The organism is Amycolatopsis palatopharyngis (genome assembly GCF_003385185.1).
Lineage (GTDB): Bacteria > Actinomycetota > Actinomycetes > Mycobacteriales > Pseudonocardiaceae > Amycolatopsis > Amycolatopsis palatopharyngis.
This window is the reverse complement of record NZ_PQHZ01000030.1, coordinates 34,857-54,374: the sequence shown is the minus strand read 5'-3', so window position 1 is coordinate 54,374 and position 19,518 is coordinate 34,857. Positions and strand designations below refer to the sequence as shown.

At 67.2% G+C, this 19,518-nt stretch carries 17 protein-coding genes; 9 read left to right on the top strand and 8 right to left on the bottom strand.

Features of this window, described 5'->3' with window-relative positions:
• The first annotated feature begins 63 nt into the window (after nt 1-63).
• From D0C15_RS21615 to D0C15_RS21595, 5 genes are read left to right on the top strand one after another with little or no spacing between them, the layout of a single operon-like run.
• Nucleotides 64-960 carry a hypothetical protein gene (locus tag D0C15_RS21615; RefSeq protein ID WP_116048500.1) on the top strand — a complete coding sequence of 299 codons (897 nt, stop codon included), beginning with the start codon at nt 64-66 and terminating at the stop codon, nt 958-960.
• Entirely contained in the window at nt 957-1,931 is a 975-nt protein-coding gene (locus D0C15_RS21610) for an alpha/beta hydrolase (protein ID WP_116048497.1), read from the top strand. Before D0C15_RS21615 ends, D0C15_RS21610 begins: the two co-directional genes overlap by 4 nt.
• Nucleotides 1,932-1,954: 23 nt before the next feature.
• Nucleotides 1,955-2,554: a hypothetical protein gene (locus D0C15_RS21605; RefSeq protein WP_116048495.1), complete on the top strand. Its 600-nt coding sequence runs from the start codon at nt 1,955-1,957 to the stop codon at nt 2,552-2,554.
• Complete coding sequence (locus D0C15_RS21600; RefSeq protein WP_116048492.1) at nt 2,539-3,288, top strand: class I SAM-dependent methyltransferase; 750 nt, start codon at nt 2,539-2,541, stop codon at nt 3,286-3,288. The genes D0C15_RS21605 and D0C15_RS21600 overlap by 16 nt, the downstream gene beginning before the upstream one ends.
• Before the next feature lie 25 nt (nt 3,289-3,313).
• On the top strand, nt 3,314-4,597 hold the full coding sequence (locus tag D0C15_RS21595) for a glycosyltransferase (protein WP_116048490.1): 1,284 nt from the start codon (nt 3,314-3,316) through the stop codon (nt 4,595-4,597).
• A gap of 25 nt (nt 4,598-4,622) precedes the next feature.
• Here the strand turns inward: D0C15_RS21595 and D0C15_RS21590 are convergent, their stop codons facing one another.
• Nucleotides 4,623-5,225: a response regulator transcription factor gene (locus D0C15_RS21590; RefSeq protein ID WP_116048487.1), complete on the bottom strand. Its 603-nt coding sequence runs from the start codon at nt 5,223-5,225 to the stop codon at nt 4,623-4,625.
• Nucleotides 5,225-6,412: a sensor histidine kinase gene (locus D0C15_RS21585; RefSeq protein ID WP_162830188.1), complete on the bottom strand. Its 1,188-nt coding sequence runs from the start codon at nt 6,410-6,412 to the stop codon at nt 5,225-5,227. Before D0C15_RS21585 ends, D0C15_RS21590 begins: the two co-directional genes overlap by 1 nt.
• Nucleotides 6,413-6,557: 145 nt before the next feature.
• On the opposite strand from D0C15_RS21585, the gene D0C15_RS21580 reads away from it, so the two are divergent.
• Both D0C15_RS21580 and D0C15_RS21575 read left to right on the top strand, forming a co-directional pair.
• Complete coding sequence (locus D0C15_RS21580) at nt 6,558-7,538, top strand: ABC transporter ATP-binding protein (protein ID WP_116048482.1); 981 nt, start codon at nt 6,558-6,560, stop codon at nt 7,536-7,538.
• The gene (locus tag D0C15_RS21575) at nt 7,535-8,290 is read left to right on the top strand and encodes an ABC transporter permease (protein ID WP_116048480.1); all 756 of its coding nucleotides are present in this window, start codon (nt 7,535-7,537) and stop codon (nt 8,288-8,290) included. Before D0C15_RS21580 ends, D0C15_RS21575 begins: the two co-directional genes overlap by 4 nt.
• An 83-nt stretch (nt 8,291-8,373) precedes the next feature.
• Here the strand turns inward: D0C15_RS21575 and D0C15_RS21570 are convergent, their stop codons facing one another.
• The 4 genes from D0C15_RS21570 to D0C15_RS21555 all read right to left on the bottom strand — a co-directional run bounded on the left by D0C15_RS21570 (nt 8,374) and on the right by D0C15_RS21555 (nt 13,390).
• On the bottom strand, nt 8,374-8,994 hold the full coding sequence (locus D0C15_RS21570) for a helix-turn-helix transcriptional regulator (protein WP_162830187.1): 621 nt from the start codon (nt 8,992-8,994) through the stop codon (nt 8,374-8,376).
• An 820-nt stretch (nt 8,995-9,814) separates the two neighbouring features.
• Entirely contained in the window at nt 9,815-10,600 is a 786-nt protein-coding gene (locus D0C15_RS21565) for an SGNH/GDSL hydrolase family protein (RefSeq protein ID WP_116048475.1), read from the bottom strand.
• Nucleotides 10,601-10,704: 104 nt separating this feature from the next.
• Complete coding sequence (locus D0C15_RS21560; RefSeq protein ID WP_116048473.1) at nt 10,705-11,898, bottom strand: MFS transporter; 1,194 nt, start codon at nt 11,896-11,898, stop codon at nt 10,705-10,707.
• A gap of 4 nt (nt 11,899-11,902) precedes the next feature.
• The gene (locus tag D0C15_RS21555) at nt 11,903-13,390 is read right to left on the bottom strand and encodes a helix-turn-helix domain-containing protein (RefSeq protein ID WP_116048569.1); all 1,488 of its coding nucleotides are present in this window, start codon (nt 13,388-13,390) and stop codon (nt 11,903-11,905) included.
• A 116-nt stretch (nt 13,391-13,506) separates the two neighbouring features.
• Here D0C15_RS21555 and exaC point away from each other — a divergent pair, with 116 nt between their 5' ends.
• Nucleotides 13,507-15,030: an acetaldehyde dehydrogenase ExaC gene (gene exaC / locus D0C15_RS21550; protein WP_116048471.1), complete on the top strand. Its 1,524-nt coding sequence runs from the start codon at nt 13,507-13,509 to the stop codon at nt 15,028-15,030.
• A 158-nt stretch (nt 15,031-15,188) separates the two neighbouring features.
• Nucleotides 15,189-15,572 (top strand): DUF779 domain-containing protein, encoded by a 384-nt coding sequence (locus D0C15_RS21545; RefSeq protein WP_116048566.1) that lies wholly within the window; start codon nt 15,189-15,191, stop codon nt 15,570-15,572.
• A 50-nt stretch (nt 15,573-15,622) separates the two neighbouring features.
• On the opposite strand, the gene D0C15_RS21540 is transcribed toward D0C15_RS21545, so the two are convergent.
• Together D0C15_RS21540 and D0C15_RS21535 are read right to left on the bottom strand one after the other, a co-directional pair.
• Nucleotides 15,623-17,236 (bottom strand): beta-N-acetylhexosaminidase, encoded by a 1,614-nt coding sequence (locus D0C15_RS21540; RefSeq protein ID WP_116048468.1) that lies wholly within the window; start codon nt 17,234-17,236, stop codon nt 15,623-15,625.
• Between the two features lie 289 nt (nt 17,237-17,525).
• Nucleotides 17,526-19,406, bottom strand: a complete 1,881-nt coding sequence (locus D0C15_RS21535; RefSeq protein WP_116048466.1) for a propionyl-CoA synthetase — start codon at nt 19,404-19,406, stop codon at nt 17,526-17,528.
• Nucleotides 19,407-19,518 lie beyond the last annotated feature (112 nt).

The following is a 19,518-nucleotide window of genomic DNA, read 5'->3' as shown; positions in this document are numbered from 1 at the left end:
TCGATCCTGCGGTACCGCGCACCGGTACGCGGCGATGATGACCGCTGACAGGTGGGAGGAACAATGCGGTTGCGTTCGGATTCACGGCGCTGGAACAAAATGCCGAAGGACGAGGTCGATCACGCCTTCCGGCGCGTCGAACAACTCACCGCTGTCGGTGCGACGATCAGTGCGCTGGAACTGCTGTCCACGTCGAAGTCATTGGACGACAACGGCCTTCTCGGTTGGCCGATTTCGCGAACCAGGATGTTGTCGCTGAACCGAGGGGCCGGGCAGCACCTGGATAAGATCCTCAAGTACCCGCAGATCATCCGGGTGGTACAGGCGCGGGCTCTCAGTGGAATCGGCCTGCTTGCTCCCAGTACCAGCAGACGCGTTCGCGGGACCGCGCTCGCCGGTATGACGAGTACCGCTGCGGCGCTCAACCTGCGCAGCAACTACGGCCTGGACGGCTCGGATCACTTCGCCTTCATCAATTTCGCTGTTTCCCTGCTGGAGAAGGCGTTTCCGCATGATCGGCGGGCGCGAGAAGCGGCACTCGCGTTCATCGCGGCGCAGAGCTGTCTTTCCTACTTCACCTCCGGCGCGGTGAAGATGACCTCGCCGGTGTGGCGCAGCGGTGACGCGATCACCGGAATCTTCCGCACGCGGACGTACGGCGACAAGCTCTTCTACAAGATGACCAAGGACAGCAAGGTGGCCGCCCAGACCCTGGCGTGGCTCGTGATGCTGGCCGAGGTGCTGTTCCCGCTCGTACTGATCGCGCCGAAGCCGGTGGCGAGACTGATCCTGCTCAGCGGGATGGGCTTTCACATAGGTAATGCCCGCTTCATGGGACTCAACCGATTCTTCTGGTCGTTTGTGGCCACCTACCCCGCCGTGGCGCACTTCTCCCGCTCGCTGGGCCGGGCCGAGGGCGGCACCCGGAACGAGAGACGGACCGGAGGTGCTGCGTCATGAACCGTAACCTCCGCTACCTCGGTCTTTCCCTGGCGGCAGGTGCCGCGGCCGCCACCGCGATCGGTGGCCTCGCCGGTTCTCGCAGGCCGGAGGACTGGCCCGCGGCTCCTGGAGAGTTCGCCGAGGTGCACGGCGAGCAGATCCACCATCTGGTCGATCGTGATGGCAGCGGCCCGACGGTTGTCTTCGAGAGCGCGTTGTCCTGCCCGTGTACCGAGTGGGCCTGGCTGTTGCGAGCACTGGAGGCAACGGCCCCGTGCCTGGCTTACGACCGCCCAGGTAACGGGTGGAGCAGTCAGCACCGACCGCCTGCCACAGCGGCCGAACTCAACGATCTCACCCTGTCTCTGCTCCGAAAACTGGATCTTCCTGGACCGTACGTGCTCGTGGGGCATTCGGTCGGCGGGCTGCTGGCACGAGCGTTCGCCGGACGACATGCTGACGAGCTCGCCGGTGTCGTTCTCGTTGACTCCTCACATCCGGACCAGTTGGACCGCTCCGCGTTGCAACGGGAGGGGATGCCGCTGGTGAAGCAGGGGATCTCGACGATGTACTGGCGGACGCGGTTGCGGTTACTCGGTGACGATGACGGTTTCGGGGCCATCAGCGAGCTGCCCGGAGAGATCGTGGAATCCAGTGGCCGCGTGATGCGCAGGCCGGAGCCGTGGGCAGCGGCCCGTCGCGAGTTCGCCCTCTGGCACACGCAGTGGGCCACCGAGGCGCGCGAGGCCACTCTCGCCCCGACACTGCCCGTCGGCGTGGTCACCGCGGGTCAACAGGCGTCCATGGATCTGGCCCACGGTCGCATGCAGATGGAACTGGCCGGGCTCACACAAGTCGGCAGGCACGAGGTGGTGCGCATGGCCGAACACGATTCTCTTGTCATGCGGGAGGAACTGGCCGGACACGTCGCCGAGGTCATCGAATGGGTCCTTGAGCGGCACGCCGAGAGACTGCGGGCCCGGCGGTGAACGCAGGAAGTGCGGGGAGCGCGATGCCGGGATTCTCGCCGAAGCGGCCGTCGATGGCCACGGCGCGCAGATGGGGTTTGTACGGGGTGCTGGGGGGCTGGTTCGCACTGACCCTGTGTCAGCAGGCGAACCGCCCGCATCCGCTGGGCAAGCGGATCGACCCGACGTCGATGGCGATCCCCAACTGGCGGTTTTTCGCCCCGACCCCGGCCAGGCACGACTTCAACGTGCTGTACCGGGACAAGCTGGCGAACGGCGAGCTCACCCCATGGCGCGAGCAGGAGATCTCGAAGGATCGGACGCTGTTGCAGATGGTCTGGCATCCCGCGCGCAGGATGGAGAAGGCGCTGTTCGATGTCGCCTCGGAACTGTTGAAGGCCAGCGAGAAGGTCAAGGAGGTCGAGCGCGTCCAGCTCACGGTGTCCTATCTGGCGCTGCTGAACTTCGTCACCAACCAGGTGGAGCACCACCGGGAAGGTGTACAGGTGCAGTTCCTGATCGCCCAGTCGGCCGGGCACGACGAGAGTATCGAACCGCGAATGCTGTTCCTGTCCGACTTCCACGCACTGCCCGGTAACGGGGCAGCGAACTCGACGACGGAGGACCTGTGCGCTACCAGGTGAAGCCGGAAGCCTATGGTGAGGCACTGTCCGAAGTGTACGACCGAATGTACCCCTCAATGGAGACCCCGCAGACCGTCGACTTCATTGTCTCGCTACTCGATCCGGGCGCGCGGGTGGTCGAGTTCGGTGCGGGCACCGGCCGTATCGCGATCCCCCTGGCGGGTAAGGGATTCGACGTGCACGCGGTCGAGGTGTCGCAGCCGATGCTTGACAAGCTGCGCGAGCACGATCCCCTGGGCGCCGTCACGGCGGTACGGGCCGATTTCGCCGAGCACGTGATCGACGGCGACTTCGACCTTTGCTACATCGTCTGCAACACGCTGTTCATGCTGCCCGATCCGGAACAGCAGATCGAGGCGCTGCGCAGGGCGGGCGCCCATCTGCGGCCCGGCGGCACCCTGCTCGTGGAGGTGTACGACCCCACGTACTTCCACCAGCTGGCCAAACCGGAGTTCCAGGTCCGCAACCTGGCGAGTGACCAGGTGATGATCGACACGATCAGCGTCGATCCCGTCAATCAGGTGCTGGCGCAGGTGCACACAACGATCAAGGCCGGCTCGGTGTCCACGTTCACCGAGATCAGCCGATACGCCTGGCCCAGTGAACTGGACCTGATGGCGAGGATCGCCGGCTTTGAGATGGTCGAACGTCACGGCGACTGGGAGAGGTCGCCGTTCGTCTCCGGATCGCACCGGCACATCACCCTGTACCGCAAGTCCGCGGCCGGTCTCTGACCACGAATCAGCAACAAGGAGGGTTATGCGCGTCACTCTGGTGGCGATCGGTTCGCGGGGCGACGTGCAGCCGTTTCTCGCCCTCGGTGCCGGGCTGCGCGAACGAGGTCATCAAGTCCGGCTCGCCACGCACGCCGATTTCCGGGAACTCACCCGGGAGGCCGGCCTGGATTACTTTCCGGTTCCCGGTAGCCCGAAGCACTACTTCGAGTCACCGGAGTTGATCAAGGCCCTGCGCGGGAGACCGTCGATTTTCCGCCTTGCCCGGACCATGCCGAGGCAGACCGCGGCCGCGGCCGCGGAGGCAATGGCGCAGCTCGACGCCTGCGTCCGTCCCGCGTTCGCGGACGCGGACCTCGTGGTCAGTTCCGTGTTCAACCGCAACTCCTATCTCGCCGAACCGCCCGGCGTGCCGTGGGCACTGGTTTCCTGGTACCCCAACACATCCACGTCCGCCTTTCCGGCGATGGGAGCGCCGAAACTACCGCTCGGCGGTTGGTACAACCGGCTCAGCCACCACGTCTCGCAGGCAGCCGAGTGGCGGATGTGCAGGCCGATCGTCAACGCGTACCGGGAACGTCTCGGCAGAACGCCGCTCGGCGTGCGCCCACCGTTCTCCGCGCTGGAACAGAACCGGCCCACCTTCTGCCTGCAGAGTCCATCCGTGTTGCCCAAGCCTGCCGACTGGCCGGTGACTCATCAGATGGCGGGCTACTGGTTCTGGGACCGCGAGTGGCAGGCGCCGCCGGAGCTCGTCGAAGCCCTGGAGAACGGGCCCGCGCCGGTGATCCTCTCCTTCGGATCCCTGTGGCCCGCGTATCCGGAGAACAGCCTGGAGCTGGTGCTCGATGCCGTACGTGCCGCCGGACGCAGGCTCGTGGTGGTCGACGGACCTGGGCAGGACGACCTGCCCGACGGAGTGCTGCGGTTGCACGACGTCGACTACACCTGGTTGTTTCCCCGGGCCGCCGCGGTGATCCACCACGGTGGTTTTGGGACCGGAGCGGCGGTGTTGCGCGCCGGAGTACCGCAGGTAGTGCTCCCGATCTTCGTGGATCATCCGTTCTGGGCGGCGACCATGGCCCAACTCGGTGTGGCCCCCGAAGGAATTCCTGGTGCGAGTCTGACCAGGCGCCGTCTGCGCGGAGCCGTCGCCAAGGCACTCGGGGACCCGCGAATGCGCGAACGGGCCGCGGATCTGGGCCGCTACGTACGCAGCGACCGTGGTGTGGAGCGTGCGTGCGAGACCCTGGAGAACTGGGCCGGAACCGCTCGGGATTCGAGGATCCATACTGGACGGACGCGTTGAGCGCGCAACCACTCCCTGGCCCGGCTCAGATCCAGCCTTCCTCCCAAGCGCGCCGGGCGGCACCGTAGCGGGTTTCGGCGCCGAGCTTGCCCATGGCCGAGGACAGGTAGTTGCGCACGGTGCCCTGCGCCAGATGCGTCGTCTCGGCGATGGTCGTGATCGTGTCGCCGTTCAGGCTGTGCCGCAACAGCTCGAGCTCCCGCTCGCTCAGCGGGCAGGCGTTCGCTGTGAGGGCCGTCGCCGCGAGCTCGGGGTCGACATAACGACCGCCCGCATGCACATCGCGCAGGATCGCCGACAGTTTCGACGCTGGCGTCACCTTGGGGACGAACGCCCGGACGCCGAGCGTCAGCGCCCGCTTGAGCACCCCGTGCCGGGCGTGCCGGGTGACGATCACGACGGGCATGTCCAGTTCTCGCAGGATCACCTCGGCGGCGGCGAGCCCGTCCAGCACTCGCATCTCCAGATCGAGCAGCACGATATCGGGTTCGTGCAGCCGCGCCAGTTCGATGGCCTCCGCACCATCGCTGCCCTGCGCGACGACACTGATGTCGTCCTCGAGGTCCAGTAGCGTGGCCAGCGCCCCACGGACCAGGTCCTCGTCGTCGACCAGCAACACTCGGATCATCAGCGCTCGCTCCCCGGCTCCCGTGCCCGTCCCGTCAACTCGAACCAGTCCTCGCCGGTCCTTGTCGCGGTGACCTCACCGCCGATTGTGCCGAAACGCTCGCGCAGCCCGAGCACGCCACTGCCGTCGTTCACCGCGTCCGGCGCATGCCTAATGCCGTCGTTGCCCAGGCGGACGATCGAAGTCGCCCCGGATACCTCGATGCTCAGCTCGCAATGTGTCGCCCTGCTGTGCCGCAACACGTTGGTGGTTCCCTCGCGGACCAGGGCGCCGAACGGCTGCTGCAGTGGCGGGGCGATCGCCGCGACGTCGCCGCGTACGTCGACTTCGATTCCGGCGGCACGCATGAGCTCGACGGCGTTGGCCACCTCGGTACGCAGTCCGACCCTGCGATAGCTGTGCGCGACCTTGCGCGTGTCGGCCAGCGCAGAGCGGGCCAGTTCGGTGAGTTCGGCCGCGTGTGCGCGTGCCGCGTCGTCGTCCCTGCCAACCAACCGCTCCGTCAGCTGTCCCTTGAGGATGATCGCCTGCAGGGAGTGCCCCTGGATGTCGTGCAGATCGGCGGAGAACCGCAGCCGCTCCCGCGCGGCCGCGAGTTCGCCGGCCAGCGCGCGGGCGTGGTCGAGTTCGAGCACCAGATCCCAGAACCGCACGGTCAGCAGGTCGATCAGGACGAACACGGCTACCACGAGGACGCTGACGCCCACCGCGGGCAGCAGCTCGACGCCGGGCAGCCGTCGCCAGTACAACGCCAGCGCGACGGTTGCCGCGGTCGCCAGTACCAGGCCGTAGGCGAGCCGTGCACGGACCGCGCGAGGCGCACTGATGACGCCCGCGCCGCCGACGACGGCGGGCAGCAGGGCCCACACCTCTGGCCAGGTGCTGTAGCGCGCGGCATGGGCGGCCAGCACGACAGCGGCCGCCGAGGTGAGGATCTGCTCGGTGGGCCTTCGTTCCTCGAACGCGATCGCGTTGGCGGTGTAGCCCAGGAACCTGATCCGTTGCACGGTGGCCGCGATGAGTGCGACGGCCAGCAACACGGTGTTCGCCACACCAAAGTCCGTGCGGAATAGGTCGATGGCGACCAGGGCGAGTCCGGTGAGGCCACTGAACGACAGCGAGGCCCAGATGTAGCGCCGTAGCCAGCTCATTCCTCCGAGCTCGCGCACATCCTCCGCATCGGACATGGGTACAGCATGCCTGCCCGGCTCGTCAGGCGCTCGGACCGCGGTACGAACATGACATCTGTCATGCGAGTGCGGTGTGTTTCGCACCCGCATCGGTGATCCCCGGCCCTGGTGGCGAACACCCGCTGATTCCTACCGTTGTGGTGTGCAGAATCCATTGATCGAGGTGAACGGCCTCCGCTGCTCCTACGGCTCCTTCGAAGCCGTGCGCGGGGTGGACTTCGAGGTCAACGAAGGCGAGTTGTTCGCGTTACTCGGGACGAACGGTGCGGGCAAGACGACGACCATGGAAACCATCGAGGGCCACCGCAAGCCGTCGGCTGGCGTGGTCCGCGTGCTCGGGCTGGACCCGTTCCGGCAACGCAAGCAGCTGCGTAGCCGTACCGGGATCATGCTGCAGGAGAGCGGATTCGCGGGTGACCTCACCGTCGCCGAGACCGTTTCCCTGTGGCAGGCCATGAGCTCGCGGCGCTGCGCTGGCGACGCCGCACTGGAACGGCTGGATCTGGCGCACCGCAGGGATGTGCGGGTGAAGCAGCTATCCGGTGGTGAGCGCAGGCGGCTCGATCTGGTGCTGGCCACGCTCGGCAGGCCAGAGGTGCTGTTCCTGGACGAGCCGACAACGGGGCTGGACCCGGAGTCGCGCAAGTGTGCCTGGGAGTTCATCCGGGAACTGCTGGCCGACGGCGTCACCATGCTGCTGACCACGCACTATCTGGACGAGGCCGAGAGCCTCGCGCACCGGCTGGCGATCATGCACGAAGGCCGGATAGCGGTGGCAGGCAGCCTGGTCGATGTGCTCAGCCGGGAACGCGCCCAGATCAGCTTCGATCTGCCCGCTGAGTCGAGCGCGCTGGACCTGCCCGAGTTCGTCGGCCAGCTCGACACCGGGCAGTTGCTCCGGGGCCATGTGCACGTGCAGACGCCGGACTTGGAGAGCGACCTGCGGTCGGTGGTGCAGTGGCAGAGCGCGCACCAGGTTCCGTTGCTGCGATTCCGCGCTCAGCACGCCTCGCTGGACGACGTGTTCCACGGAGTGGTCGACAGCCACCGCGCCGAGGTGCTGTCGTCGCCCGGTGAACCGGCTTCCTCGACAGCCGCAAGCGGAAACGGTGATGTGCGATGAATCTGGCCGGTCGCCAACTCACGGCGCTTTTCCGGGCCGAGGTCAAGCTACTCGGACGAAACTCGGCGGTCGCGGCCACCGCCACGGTTTTCCCGATCGGTATGGCCGCCGCGCTGGTCTATTTCGGCAGGGCGAATCTCGGCGCACTCGGCTGGGCGTTTCCGGTGGCGATGCAACTGCTGCTGATGTTCGGGATGACCGTCTACATCACCACGACCCTGGCCCTGACCAGCAGGCGGGAGGACCTGTATCTGAAGCGATTGCGCAGTGGCGAGGCGGCCGACAGCACCATCCTCGTCGGCGTGAGTTCCCCGGTGATCGCGCTGGGAGTGCTGCAGTGCCTGCTGATCGTCGTGATCGTCGGAATCTTCGGCCCTGCCGTGCCGGCGAACCCACTCGTGCTGTTGCTGGCCGTCCTGCTCGGTGTCGCGATGAGCGCCACCTTCGGTTTCGCCACGACCGGTCTGGTCTCCAGCACACAACAGGCCGATATGGCGGCGATGCCGTTCTTCCTGTTCCTGCTCGCCACGGGAGTCTGGAGCGGAACGAACGGAGCGGCAGGGCCAGCGGTGGAACAACTGGTCACACCCGGTGGGGCACTGGTCGACCTCGCCCGGATCGCCTATGGCCCCGCCGGTTCGTTCGTCGGGCAACTCGTCGACGCCGTACCCGCGCTCGCGGTACTAACCGTCTGGACCGCGATCGGCGCGGTCGCGGCTCGTCGCTTCTTCCGCTGGGAGAAGCGAATCTGAACTTTCGTTCTGCGCGAAGCCCACCCCGGCGCGCCCTTCGCGAGCCGGGGTGGGCTACCTCCACGTACGCGGGAGTCCGGCCCTCAGAGGGCTATCTTGCTGCGTCCGGTCTTGATCAGGCCGATCGAGTGGGCGATCGCTGCGGCCTCAGTGCGGTTGGCCGCCGCGAGTTTGCGCAGGATGCGCAGCACGTGCGAGCCGACGGTGGCCCTGGTGATGTGCAGGTGCGCCGCGATCATCGGATTCGACATCCCTTGGGCGAGACAGACCAGCACGTCGTGCTCGCGTTCGGTCAGCGCATCAAGCCGCGTGGACGAGGGAGCGGAGAACAGGTCCATGATGTCGCTGCGGTAGTTGCTCAACGTGTGTGGCGATACGAACAGGTGCCGGGTCGACGCGGAGTGGATCGCGGCCGCGAGATGCCATGGCGAGTCGTCGGATCGGACGACGGAGGCGACACCACGGGCGAGCACGCCGCTGATCTCGGACGGTTCACCCGCACACACAGCGACGACCGGCTTCACCCGCGCTCTCTCGGCATCATCGGTGTCACCGAACAACCGGTGCCAGTTGGTGCAGGCCGTCACCGCGGCTGAACGCAGGATCCAGACGTCGGGGCGGGTTGGTCCCGCCGCGCCATGGATCGCTTCCTCGAACGTCGAGGTCGTTCGGGTGAGTTCAATGTGGAATCTTTTGAGATCCATAGCATGGATCCAGGACAACCGATGTTCGTCGCCCTCCAACTTACCTGAATCTTCGACTAATCCGATGTTTACCATTGAGTCCCCAGTGTCCTGTGTGGTCACGCAGCGTGTTGGCGACTAACGCATATCGCCCGTTGCGACCAAAGCATGCTCAAGGTTAATCGCTAACCGAATTTCGTCAAGTCGAGTGACATGGACCGCAGTTCTCTGCCCCTGGGTGATCATGACCAAGATCGCTTCGTGCGACCGGGTGAGTTCAATGCGCGCCGAATTTCGAGTCCCTGTTCTGCGAGAACCAACGAAAGACGGTAGCGTTTCGGCGCGGACTTTGCCGTCCGGTTGTTTCGTGAGCGCAACCGAATCGCATGTGTAAATTTTTCACTTCTACTCCATTTCCAGTTCGTGTTTCGCATATGTGCGGTAGTCCAGGGTCGGCCGTTGTCCTCAAGTTCCTATTACCGAGGGTCACCCCTGTGGGTGACATAGCGGCGTCCATCAGATGACGGAGGGCGGCGCCCGGGGGTGTCCGCCGTCCGGTGGATGACGGCCTCATTCGATTCAGTCATGCTCGCCGTGAGCACCGGATCAGGCTGTTCGGCAGGCCCCTGTTCGGAGAACCTCCAACTGGGCCGTCCGTTCCGAAAAGGTTCACGGGGGCTCAGCGCCTCACGGGAAAGCCATTCGGTGAACCAGGCCGATTCCGGTCGATTCGCCACCGGCTCGATCAGTCGCGCCGTCATCACCGACGCCATCCCTCCACAATGGCCCGCTGTGCGGGCCTCTGTGGTCAACGCCCTGCGGGCGGGCGTCGAAGGTCGGCTCAGGGCGACAGTTCGGTCGCCGCGAGAGGACTCAACTCGGGTCGCTTCGGCTGAAAGCCGTCGCCGGGGGAGCGGCCGACGAGCCGGTTGCGTAGCCGGCTGATCGCGACCGGGCGCACCTCACGCCACACCCACTGTGCGTGTCCCAGCATCCCTGGCCGGGCGGGGTCGCCAGGCAGAGGTTCCAGCCACTGGTCGTCGAAGGGCACAGCCAACCTGCGCAGTAGGTGGCCGGCCAGCCGACGATGACCGTGCTCGCTCAGGTGGAGCCGGTCAGGGCCGAAGTAACGCAGGTCCCGGACCGACGGGTCGTCGGCGAGATCGACCACGAGGGCGCCGTGTTCATCGGCCGCCCGATGAACGGCGGCGTTGAGCGCGGCGATGCGCGGGCGCAGTCCGCGGGTCAGGCGCATCCGCTGGGACAGGTCGCTGAGGGTGAACACCAGTACGGTCGGCGCGACCTCGGTCAGCCTGGCCACGGCTTCGGTCACCTTGCCTGCCACGACGTCGGGATCGAAACCGCCGGTGAGGACGTCGTTGCCGCCGCCGAAAAGGGCGACGAGGTCCGGCTGGAACGCGGTAGCGGCGGGGAACTGCTCGGTGATGATCTGATCGAGCCTGCGACCGCGAATCGCGAGGTTGGCGTAGCGCAGACCGGGATTGTCCGCCGCGAGCCGGGCCGCTACGAGATCCGCCCAGCCTCGGTAGCGGCTTCCATCGGGGTAGGGGTCATCCAGGCCTTCGGCGCAGCTGTCGCCCACCACGACGAAACGTTCGTAGCTCATCGGATTTCTCTCTCATCGCGTTCACTGGTCGTTCATACTTCGGCCATTGTTCGGCAACCGGGCTCGAAGTGTCCAGCCGGACCGGTGCACTTGGCGGGCACCGGTTACGTGCGCGGGTCGACGGCGTGCGGCGGCAGCCGGGGAGCCAGTGCGCGCAGGCCAACCGAGGCGGCGACCGCCGCTGCCGCGACCACGACCCATGGCAGCCAGATCGCCACCGAGAACAGCGCTACCACCGCGGGCGCGACGATCTGGGCCGAGGCGAACGCGTACTGGTAGGAGGCCAGGTACCGGCCCCTGGCCGCGCGGGGAGCCGCGGCTTCGGCGAGCGCATTGGACCGCGGCCCGAACACCAGGTTCGCCGCGGCCATCACCAGCGTCACGGTCAGCAGATAGGCGGGTAGCCACGGTGCGGGAACCGCCACGGCGGCCAGGCTGACGACGCACCACACCGCGTACAGCGCCGAGCCGAGGGACATCGCCCCGATCCGGGTCAGGTGCCGGGTGAGGCGCAAAGCGGCCGTGCTGCCAAAGCTGGTCACGGTGGTCAGCAGGGCCAGTATCGCCCCCGGCAGCCAGGACGGGCCGCCGAGCTGGTCGAGCACGAAGACCGGCATACCGACCAGGAAGAAGTCGAGGGACAGCCCGAACAGGCTGGAGACGACGATCAGCGCAAGGTAGGGCCGGTCACGTAGCAGGCCGGTAGGGCGTCGTATGCCGGATTCCGGGGCCGGGCTCGGCCTAGGCGTGCTGACGCCGATGCCGAGCAACAGTGCGGCGATGACCAGCGTTACCGCGTTCGTCACGAGCGCGACCTGGTAACCGGCCGGACCCCACGCTGTCAGCAAGGCCCCTGCCACGAGCGCACCGAGGCCGAAGGAACCCGCGCGCACCATGGTCACCACCGCGAACGGACGGTCCTTCAGTACCTCCGAAGAAACGTCGGCGACCAGGACGAACAGGGAACAGTAGAAGAGCTGTAGCCCGCCCGCGATCAACAGGGCCGCCGCGACGACCATGGGTACCCCGTCGGCCAGCAGGTAGCAGCAGGCGCCGATCGCCTGCACGAGCTGCGAGATGATCACCACGGCTCGCGGCCCGATCAGGTCGACCAGCCTGCCGGCCAGCGGTGGTGCCAGCAGCCCCGCGAGAGTCCCCGCGGTGACCGCCGATCCGGCGACGGCGAGTGGCAGCTGCACCACGTGGGTGAGATAGATGAGGGTGAGCGGTAGGAACAGGCCGGAGCCGAAGTTGTCTATCCCCAGCGCCGCGAGAAGGGTCAGCCGGCCTCTGGTCACTCCGTCACGGTGCCAGGCGCGCCTGGTGTGTGAGTGCCACGGACCTGCGCGGGTCCTCGGCGGGCAGTGCGGCGCACAGGGCCGCCACAACCTCCGGGTCGTCCACGCCGCACGAGGTGTCCCAGAAACCCCAGAGTGCCTCCGTGTCGGCACTCTCGACGACGACCCTCCGGATGAGCGCCTCGAGTGACTCCCGCTCCTCCCGGACCGCGGGGGACTCGGAGTCGGGGAGCAGCGGGCCGTCGAAGAACGCCACTGCCTGCCGCACCGCGCCCCTGCGCAGTGCGTCGCGCACGCGGAGGAAGTCGGCGTCGATGTCGGCGGCGAGCCGGTATGGCCGCGTCCGCACGACCGCGGAACCGAGTTGGGTACGCAGCCGGTGGATCTCGGCGCGCACGGTCACCGGATTGCCCGCGTCACCGTAGAGCTGGAAGGCCAGCCGGTCCGCGGTGAGTCCACCTGGATGCAGTGCCAGTAGCGTGAGGATCTCGGCGTGCCGCAGTGTCAGCGGGATCTCTCTTCCGTCCACCGTGGCCAGTGGCTCGCCTCCGGAGAGGAATGTCAGGTTCAGTCGTGGCGCCGGGGTGCTTCGCGGGAGCGCGGCCCGGTGCAATCGGAGCAGGAATCCCTCGCTCAGTGGTTCGAGCTCGCCGAGTCTGCCGTCGGGCAGTGCGACGGTTCCGCCCCTGGAGCGAACCTCCACAGTGGAGGGAAGCTGCCCGCAGGACTCTGCGGCGAGCACTCTGCCGGTCGCGGAAAGCAGCGCGCCCGGCTCACCGCGCAGGGCTTCCAGGTGTCGCATGTTCGTCCGGCGCAACCGCTCGTCACGCACCGCCAACTGTGCCCGCAACTGCCCTTCGGCGAGCCCGGCGGAGGCGGTCACCAACGCGAGCATCGCCGGATGCACGGTGCGCAGCGGGCCGCTGACGTCGATCGCGCCGAGCAGCGCGCCGGTCTCCGGGTCGTGTAACGGTGCCGCCGCGCAGGTCCAGGTGTGGTACGTGCGCACCAGGTGCTCGGCGGAGTAGATCTGCACCGGACCGCCGGTCGCCAGTGCTGTGCCCATCGCGTTCGTGCCGATCGCCTCCTCCGCCCAGCTGGTGCCCTCGGCCAGGCCCACCCGGTCCGCCCGGACGCACACGCCGGTCGAACCCTCCCGCCAGAGTATGTGCCCCTCCGCGTCGGTGACGATCATGATGTGCTGCGCGTCGTCGGCGATGCTCACCAGCGTTTCGCGCAGCAGCGGGAGCACGGGCGCGAGCGGGTGCGCCGCGCGGACGTCGTCAAGCTCCCCTCTGCCGTACACCTGCGGTGGCAGCTTGCTGTCCGGATCCACCCGTGCGGCGAGGGAGCGATCCCAGGACTGCGAGATCACCGGGCGCGGGGCGTGCGATGCCGGTTCGCCGGAGAGGACCTCGTCGTGGACGCGACTCAGCAGCCGCGCGTACGAGATCGGGTCGCGCAGCATCTCGGCTGTTGGCCGCAGCGCCATGCCGACGACACTAGTGACGCCGCTCACGAGACTGCAACGTCCGTGCAACGTTGCCCTCCTTACCTTCACCGCCATCAGCAGGACTCGTGCAACGCAGCAGGAGGGCAGTACAGCTCATGGCCAAGTACGCGGCACCCAACACCGAAGGCAGCGTCGTCGACTACGCGCCTCGTTACGACCACTTCATCGGCGGCGAGTACGTGCCGCCGATGAAGGGGCAGTACTTCGACAACCCGACCCCGATCACCGGTCAGGTCTTCACCGAGATCGCCCGCGGCACGGCCGAGGACATCGAACGGGCACTCGACGCCGCGGAGGGGGCGGCGCCGGCGTGGGGCCGGACTTCGGCCGACGAGCGGGCGAACGTTCTGCTCCGGATCGCCGACCGGATGGAGCAGAACCTCGAGCGGATCGCGGTGGCCGAGAGCTGGGAGAACGGTAAGCCGGTCCGGGAGACGCTCGCGGCGGACATCCCGCTCGCCATCGACCACTTCCGGTACTTCGCCGGGGCCCTGCGCGCGCAGGAGGGCGGTATCTCACAGATCGACGCGAACACCGTGGCTTACCACTTCCAGGAGCCGCTCGGTGTGGTCGGCCAGATCATCCCGTGGAACTTCCCGCTGCTCATGGCGACGTGGAAGCTGGCACCGGCGCTCGCGGCAGGCAACGCCGTCGTGCTCAAACCGGCAGAGCAGACACCGGCCTCGATCCACGTTCTGCTCTCGCTGATCGGCGATCTCATCCCGCCCGGCGTGCTGAACGTCGTCAACGGCTTCGGGGTGGAGGCAGGCAAGCCGCTGGCCTCCAGTTCGAGGGTGCGCAAGGTCGCCTTCACCGGCGAGACCACGACGGGCAGGCTGATCCTGCAGTACGCCAGCGAGAACATCATCCCGGTCACGGTGGAACTCGGCGGCAAGAGCCCGAACATCTTCTTCGACGACGTCGCGGCGGCCGACGACGCGTTCTACGACAAGGCGCAGGAGGGTTTCACCCTCTTCGCGCTGAACCAGGGCGAGGTCTGCACCTGCCCGTCCCGGGCGCTGGTGCAGTCCGGCATCTACGACCGGTTCCTCGGCGACGTCGTCGAGCGGACGAAGCGGATCAAGCAGGGACACCCGCTCGACACCGAGACGCAGATCGGCGCGCAGGCCTCCAACGACCAGCTGGAGAAGATCCTCTCCTACGTCGACATCGGCAGGCAGGAGGGCGCGAAGGTGCTCACCGGTGGCGAGCGGATGGATCTCGGTGGGGAGCTCTCCGGCGGCTACTACATGCAGCCGACGATCTTCGAGGGCGACAACAAGATGCGGATCTTCCAGGAGGAGATCTTCGGTCCCGTGGTGTCGGTGACCAGGTTCGACGACTACGACGACGCGCTGAAGATCGCGAACGACACCCTGTACGGGCTCGGTGCGGGCGTCTGGTCCAGGGACGGCAACGTGGCCTACCGGGCCGGTCGCGACATCCAGGCGGGCCGGGTGTGGGTGAACAACTATCACGCCTACCCCGCGCACGCGGCCTTCGGCGGTTACAAGGCCTCCGGGATCGGCAGGGAAAACCACAAGATGATGCTGGATCACTACCAGCAGACGAAGAACATGCTGGTCAGCTACTCCGACCAGGCATTGGGCTTCTTCTGATCGGCGACGCACCTTCGCCGCAAGGTGTCGTAGTTGCGCACGCGCGGTATCGCACTTTCCCGGGAAAGTGCGAGTCGAAAAACCTGCGACCTGGGCGTGCCCGCAAGCGGCCTCGCACTTTCCCGGGAAAGTGCGAGGAAGGGAGGGTGAACGCGATGCTGGCAAGGCGGGTCGATCTGACGGAGGCCGCGGCCGGGTTGCTGCGGCGGCTCGTGGAGCAGCACGGCCCGGTGATGTTCCACCAGTCCGGCGGTTGCTGTGACGGCAGCGCGCCGATGTGTTACCCGCAGGGCGAGTTCCGCACGGGCGCGGCCGACGTGCGGCTCGGCGACCTGGTGGTGCCCGGGATCGCCGATGTTCCGGTGTGGATGTCCGGTCCGCAGTTCGAGTACTGGCGGCACACCCACCTGACCATCGACGTGGTGCCGGGCAGGGGGAGCGGGTTCTCCCTGGAGGCGCCGGAGGGCGTGCGGTTCCTGATCCGTTCCCGCCTGCTCACCGACACCGAGGTGGCCGAGTTGGACGGTCCCACAGCCGGCTGACTGCCCCAGACCGGGAATTCATTCACGAATTCCCGGTCTGGGGACGGTGGTCACTGCCAGTCGACCTGCGGAGAGCGGTAGAAGTTGATGCCCTGCTGCTCCCAGCGTGGTGCCTGCGCGCCGAGCCGCTGGCGGAACGACTCCCAGTCGTGGCTTGCCTCGGTGGACCAGCCGAGTTCCGCGATCGCGGGCAGCCGCGGAAACGCCATGTACTCGATATGGTCGAGCGTGCGCAGCGTTTCCGACCACAGTGGAGCCTCGACACCGAGCACACCGGACTCCGGCACGTCCTGAACGTGGTTGCCCGGGTTCCAGTCGTACGCGTCGCGCACCTCGACGTAGCCGGCCCAGCTCAGGCCGATCGGGGTGCTCTCGTCGTACTTCATGTCCAGGTAGGCCTTGTTCGCCGGGGAGAGCACGATCTTGTTGCCCCTGGCGACCGCCTCCGCGACGTCGGCGTCCTGGCCGTCGGTGTCCCAGAACTGCCCGATGGCAGAGGTGGGCGGGTCCACCTGCATGATCTCGTCCCAGCCGTAGATGGTCTTGCCGTACTTGGCGACCATCGGCATGACCCGGTCCATGAACTTCCGGTAGTCCTCGTCGGTGGTGGCGTGTGCCTCGTCCCCGCCGATGTGCAGGTACGGGCCGGGGGTCATCTCGGCGAGTTCCCGGATGACGTCCTCGACGAAGGTGTACGTGATCTCCGAGTCGATGCACAGTGAGCTGTACCCGACCTCGATGTCGGTGCGCGGTGGCACCGCGACGCCGTCACAGTTCAGTTCCGCGTACGCGTGCTGGGCCGCGTTGGTGTGACCCGGCATATCGATCTCCGGGATGATCGTGATGTGCCTGGATGCCGCATAGGCGTTCAGCTCGGCGTACTCGGCCTTGGTCAGGAAGCCCGGCCCTTCGCCGTCCACGCCCGTTCCGGGGCCACCGCTCTTCTTCGTGAGCTCGGGCCAGCTGTCGATCTGGATCCGCCAGCCCTGGTCGTCGGTCAGGTGCAGATGCAGGTAGTTGATCTTGTAGGCGGCGATCTGGTCGATGTAGGCCTTGATCTCGTCCGGCTCGTGGAAATGCCGGGCCAGGTCCAGCATCGCCCCCCGGTAACCGAACCTCGGGTAGTCGAGGATGTTGCCGCCGGGCACCGTCCAGATTCTTGGCTGCGGAGAGTCCGCCGCGATCTGCGCGGGCAGCAACTGGCGCAGTGTCTGCACGCCGGAGAACAGGCCGTCGGCGGTGTTGGCCTTGATGGTCACGCCGCGCTTGGTGACGTCGAGCTGGTAGCCCTGGTCGCCGACACGGGGATCGGTCCTGCCCAGCTCCAGCGAGATACTCGGCAGGAACGAGTGCTTCGCCGAGGTGACCGGCAACGGATATCCCGTGGCCGGGCGCAGGGTGCTCGCCAGGTACTTGCCGACCTCCCTGGCTTCGGCCGAACCGCGCTCGGTCCGGATGTGGGTGAACGGACTGAGCCAGAAGTCGGCCTCTGGGTCGGCTTCGGCTTCGACGGGCGCCGGGATCACGTCCGACAGCCCCTGTTTGTCGTGTGCAGGCGCCGGCGGGGTCGCCGCGGCGGTGCCGGCTCCCGCCGCGAGGCCGAGAGTGGAAAGACCCAGCGTTACCGCGGCGAGCAGGCTGGTCACAGGTATGCGCTTACGCACAGAACACCTCCGATACGGGGTGAGGAGACCCGTAAAGGTATAGACCAATCCTGCGACGGGGAAATCCGCCAATCGGAGTACTCGCCAGATGCACGGCAGGTCTTCGGCGGGTCTTCGGCCACCCGGAGGCAAGTCATTCCACCGCGCACTTTCCCGGGAAAGTGCGCCGCGCCCCCGTCCCGTCCCAGGTCAGCGCTGCGCACCATCGCACTTTCCCGGGAAAGTGCGATGGGTGCGGACGCGGGGTATCGCACTTTCCCGGGAAAGTGCGACGGGTGTCGGTTCTTGCTCAACCCTCGTCGCGCAGGACCTCGCGGAGCGCGTCGAGAACCGCGGGGTCCTCGATCGTGGACGGCACCGGCTCCTCCCGGCCGTCGGCGATCCCGCGCATCGTCTTGCGCAGGATCTTGCCTGACCGCGTCTTCGGCAACGCGTCCACCACGGCGACGTGCCGGAAAGCCGCGACCGGCCCGATGTCCGCGCGTATCGCGGCGACCAGTTCGTTCCGCAGCGTCTCCTCGTCGATGTCCACACCGGACTTGAGGACGACGAAACCCCGTGGCAGCTGACCTTTGAGCTGATCGCGGACCCCGATCACCGCACATTCGGCCACCGCCGGATGCGCGGCGAGCACAGCCTCCATCGACCCGGTCGACAACCTGTGCCCCGCCACGTTGATCACGTCATCGGTCCGGCCCATGACGAACAGGTAACCGTCGGAGTCCCGGTATCCCGAGTCGCCGGTGAGGTAGTAACCGGGGTAACGCGAAAGGTAGGCCTCGACGAACCGATCGTCGTCGCCCCACAACGTCGGCAGCGCGCCGGGTGGCAGTGGCAGCCGGATCGCGATCGCGCCTTCCTGGCCCGCGGGAAGCTCCTCGCCACTCTGGTCCAGGATCCGCACGTCCCAGCCCGGCATCGGTACCGTCGACGATCCCGGCTTGACCGGCAGCGGCTCCAGACCACGCGGGTTCGCCGAGATCGGCCAGCCTGTTTCGGTCTGCCACCAGTGGTCGACGACAGGTACCGCGAGTTTGTCGTGCGCCCAGTGGTAGGTCTCGGGATCCAGTCGTTCTCCCGCGAGGAACAGTGTGCCGAAGCCGGAAAGGTCGTACTTGTCGAGCTCGGCGGCGTCCGGATCGACCTTCTTGACCGCCCGCAGTGCCGTAGGTGCGGTGAACAAGGCCTTCACCCCGTGCTCGGCGATGACCCGCCAGAACGCACCCGCGTCCGGCGTACCCACAGGTTTGCCCTCGTACAGCACGGTGGTCGCGCCGATCAGTAGCGGCGCGTAGACGATATAGGAGTGCCCGACGACCCAGCCGACGTCGGACGCCGTCCACCAGACGTCACCGGGACGGACGTCGTAGACGTAGCGCAGGGACCAGGCGAGTGCGACCGCGTGACCGCCGGTGTCGCGCACGACGCCCTTGGGTTTTCCGGTCGTGCCCGAGGTGTAGAGCACGTAGAGCGGGTCCGTTGCGGCCACCGGGACCGGGGCCACCGGCTCGGCCGAGGCCATCAGATCCGCCCAGTCGAGGTCCCGCTCGCCGAGGTCGGCGCGCGCGGCCTCCCGCTGCAAGACGACGACCCGGTCCGGCTGGTGCCGGGTGGTCTCCAGCGCGGCGTCGATGATCGGCTTGTACTCCACCACCCTGGTCGGCTCGATCCCACAGGAGGCGGCCACGATCACCTTCGGTTCGGCGTCCTCCACCCTGGCCGCCAGCTCCTTCGGTGCGAAGCCGCCGAACACCACGGAGTGCACCGCACCGATCCGGGCGCAGCCGAGCATGGCGATCACGGCCTCGGGCACCATCGGCAGGTAGATGATCACCCGGTCGCCCTTGCCCACTCCCAGCGAGGCGAGGGCCCCGGCGAATCTGGCGACCTCGTCCAGCAGTTCCGCGTAGCTGAACCGCTGTTTCGCGCCGGTCACGGGGGAGTCGTAGATGAGCGCTGCCCGATCGCCGTGACCGGCTTCGACATGCCGGTCGAGCGCGTTGTAGGCGGTGTTCAGCTCGCCGTCGGGAAACCAGCGGTAGAGCGGTGCCCCGCTGTCATCGAGTGCTCGCGTCGGGGGCCTGGTCCAGTCGATCGACTTCGCCGCCTCGAGCCAGAAGCCCTCCGGATCCTCCAGGCTGTGCCGGAAGGTCTCGGAATACGCACCCATCAGCTGTCTCCTTCTCGACGTCGAGCCATGTCGGTCCCGCCTCATCATGAACCGTTGGTGCCGGTGTCGCGAGGGTTGCGTCAACGTGTCGAACCCGACGGCCGGGCAACCC

What these genes read in the sequence shown, in the direction of transcription:
- D0C15_RS21535 (WP_116048466.1), bottom strand. Translation starts at nt 19,406, where the DNA reads ATGGGTGCGTATTCCGAGACCTTCCGGCACAGCCTGGAGGATCCGGAG.
- D0C15_RS21575 (WP_116048480.1), top strand. Translation starts at nt 7,535, where the DNA reads ATGAATCTGGCCGGTCGCCAACTCACGGCGCTTTTCCGGGCCGAGGTC.
- D0C15_RS21605 (WP_116048495.1), top strand. Translation starts at nt 1,955, where the DNA reads ATGCCGGGATTCTCGCCGAAGCGGCCGTCGATGGCCACGGCGCGCAGA.
- D0C15_RS21615 (WP_116048500.1), top strand. Translation starts at nt 64, where the DNA reads ATGCGGTTGCGTTCGGATTCACGGCGCTGGAACAAAATGCCGAAGGAC.
- D0C15_RS21610 (WP_116048497.1), top strand. Translation starts at nt 957, where the DNA reads ATGAACCGTAACCTCCGCTACCTCGGTCTTTCCCTGGCGGCAGGTGCC.
- D0C15_RS21590 (WP_116048487.1), bottom strand. Translation starts at nt 5,225, where the DNA reads ATGATCCGAGTGTTGCTGGTCGACGACGAGGACCTGGTCCGTGGGGCG.
- D0C15_RS21595 (WP_116048490.1), top strand. Translation starts at nt 3,314, where the DNA reads ATGCGCGTCACTCTGGTGGCGATCGGTTCGCGGGGCGACGTGCAGCCG.
- D0C15_RS21585 (WP_162830188.1), bottom strand. Translation starts at nt 6,412, where the DNA reads ATGTCCGATGCGGAGGATGTGCGCGAGCTCGGAGGAATGAGCTGGCTA.
- D0C15_RS21570 (WP_162830187.1), bottom strand. Translation starts at nt 8,994, where the DNA reads ATGGATCTCAAAAGATTCCACATTGAACTCACCCGAACGACCTCGACG.
- D0C15_RS21555 (WP_116048569.1), bottom strand. Translation starts at nt 13,390, where the DNA reads ATGGCGCTGCGGCCAACAGCCGAGATGCTGCGCGACCCGATCTCGTAC.
- D0C15_RS21565 (WP_116048475.1), bottom strand. Translation starts at nt 10,600, where the DNA reads ATGAGCTACGAACGTTTCGTCGTGGTGGGCGACAGCTGCGCCGAAGGC.
- exaC (WP_116048471.1), top strand. Translation starts at nt 13,507, where the DNA reads ATGGCCAAGTACGCGGCACCCAACACCGAAGGCAGCGTCGTCGACTAC.